Origin of the sequence: Bradyrhizobium sp. Leo170, from assembly GCF_004296405.1 — a bacterium.
Lineage (GTDB): Bacteria > Pseudomonadota > Alphaproteobacteria > Rhizobiales > Xanthobacteraceae > Bradyrhizobium.
On sequence record NZ_PSRR01000802.1, the window covers coordinates 1 to 784 of the forward strand.

General features: G+C 66.5%; 1 protein-coding gene. It reads right to left on the bottom strand.

Annotation, left to right across the window (positions count from 1 at the left end; translation table 11 throughout):
• Window positions 1-31: 31 nt before the first annotated feature.
• Entirely contained in the window at window positions 32-676 is a 645-nt protein-coding gene (locus tag CWO89_RS44810) for a hypothetical protein (RefSeq protein ID WP_130584449.1), read from the bottom strand.
• Window positions 677-784 lie beyond the last annotated feature (108 nt).

Here is a 784-nt window from a genome sequence, read left to right on the forward strand (position 1 = left end):
CGCTCGTAAACGCGGACGCGGCCGTCCCGGGTTACGCGTTCCGCTCCACCCGGGCTACGGGTTGTGTCGCGCTTGGATGCAGCACGGGCTGATAACCGGCGGCGAGCGCGCGAACCGTTGATGGCGGCGTCAGCAGCAGCGCGGTATCCGCGTCGATGTCGCCGGGCGAGTAGCCGGCAAACGACCAGCGCAGCGGTTCACCGCTCACGATCAGATAGCTCTCCTCACCCGCCTGCACCATCGCGCCGTCGGGTAGGTTCGCGAGCGGCATCGGCAGCGGATGCAGTCGCTTCCGGCCGCGATCGAGGCGCTCGCGATGCAGCACGCCGTCGATCTCGAACGCGTGGATATTTTTCCCGCCATTGCCCTGCTCCCACGCGGCGCGAAAGCGTTTGGCATCGTCGCGGCGGCAGAAGAAGCATGGGCGATGGCCGGCCGCAAACGCAGTAGCTTCATCGAGAAAGAACAATTCGGTCCAGCTTCGCCCGCCCATCACCTTGCGGCGCCGGCCGCGGAATTCGCACACGCATGTCAGCCACGCCGGGCTTGACCAGCGCTTCTTCAGGAGTGTCCTGGTCGCGGGATCATGGATGATGCCGCGGTTGCCGGTGAACAGCCCGCGGTGCGGCGTGGTGACGATGTCGCCCGTTGGGGTGACGCGGTTCTGCAGGGGCATTGGAGCGCGACCGTTCTGGCACCGTCATTCCGGGATGGTGCGTAGCACCAGACCCGGAATCTCGAGATTCCGGGTTCGCGCTCACGCGCACCCCGGAATGACAGCAAG